The following is a 1,321-nucleotide window of genomic DNA, read 5'->3' on the forward strand; positions in this document are numbered from 1 at the left end:
TGAACCGCGCCGGGTTTGCCGGAGGCTGGTTGATTTTAGTTACGCGGCCATGGCTTCAGTTTCCAGAGCGGCGTAGAAGTTTGCCTCGGCTTCGGCTGGCGGTATGTTCCCGATGGGCTCCAGCAGGCGGCGGTTGTTGAACCAGTCGACCCATTCGAGGGTTGCGTATTCGACGGCCTCGAAGCTGCGCCACGGGCCACGACGGTGGATGACCTCAGCCTTGAAGAGCCCGTTGATCGTCTCGGCAAGCGCGTTGTCATAGCTGTCGCCGACGCTGCCCACAGAAGGTTCGATGCCTGCTTCGGCCAGCCGCTCGCTGTATTTGATGGACAGGTATTGCGATCCGCGGTCCGAATGATGGACGAGCCCCATGCCCTTGGTCGGGCGCCGGTCATGGACCGCCTGTTCCAGGGCATCAAGCACGAACCCGGCATGAGGGGATGTGCTGACGCGCCAGCCGACGATCTTGCGGGCATAGGCGTCGATGACGAAAGCCACATGGACGAACCCCTTCCATGTGGCGACATAGGTGAAATCCGACACCCAGAGCATGTTGGGCGCGGGCACGCGGAACTGGCGGTTGACCTTGTCCAGCGGGCAGGGCTGCTTCTTGTCGGGGATCGTCGTTCTGTGTGGCTTGCCGCGGATAATGCCCTGAATATCCATGTCCTTCATCAGCCGCGCGACCGTGCAGCGGGCGACATCGAAGCCCTCGCGGCGCAACTGGTGCCAGATCTTGCGCACGCCGTAGACGCTCCAGTTGTCCTCGAAGACGCGTCGGATCTCGGGGCGCAGCGCCTCGTCCCGGCGCGCACGATCCGACAGCCGGGACGGATCGGCCCGCTTTGCGAGATGATCATAGTAGGTGGACGGGGCGATCGGCAGCACGTCGCAGATCGGCTCGACCCCGTGCGCATCCCGATGCGCGTCGATGAAACCCACCATCACTTCGACCGGCGGTCGAGCTCCGCCATCGCAAAATATGCTGACGCCTTTCGAAGAATCTCGTTCGCCTGGCGCAACTCGCGGTTCTCCCGCTCCAGCGCCTTCATCTTCTCGGCCAACTCGGTCGGAATGCCCGCACGCTGACCGCTGTCAACCTCGGCCTTCTTGACCCAGTCGTTCAGGGTCTGCGGTGTGCAGCCGATCTTCGCCGCGATAGACATCACCGCCTGCCAGCGTGACGGATGTTGGGCCTCGTTGTCGAGAACCAACCGCACGGCCCGCTCGCGCACCTCAGGGGAATACTTGTTCGTGGTCTTGCTCATGATGCTCCATCCTACTCAAGAGTTGGAGCCTCCGGCAAACCCGGCGCGGTTCA

General features: G+C 62.8%; 1 protein-coding gene and 1 other annotated feature. The gene reads right to left on the reverse strand.

Features of this window, described 5'->3' with window-relative positions:
* Positions 1-39: 39 nt before the first annotated feature.
* Positions 40-1,268 (reverse strand): IS3 family transposase gene (locus tag ACFQXB_RS20290; RefSeq protein WP_377407012.1). Its coding sequence is split into 2 segments (ribosomal slippage): positions 40-980 and positions 980-1,268, totalling 1,230 coding nucleotides; the frame shifts between segments, so codons are not numbered across the junction.
* Positions 871-987 (reverse strand) — a sequence feature (AL1L pseudoknot). (Overlaps the previous gene by 117 nt.)
* Positions 1,269-1,321: the final 53 nt, after the last annotated feature.

It is taken from the genome of Halodurantibacterium daqingense, from assembly GCF_042666235.1.
Taxonomy (GTDB): domain Bacteria; phylum Pseudomonadota; class Alphaproteobacteria; order Rhodobacterales; family Rhodobacteraceae; genus Halodurantibacterium; species Halodurantibacterium daqingensis.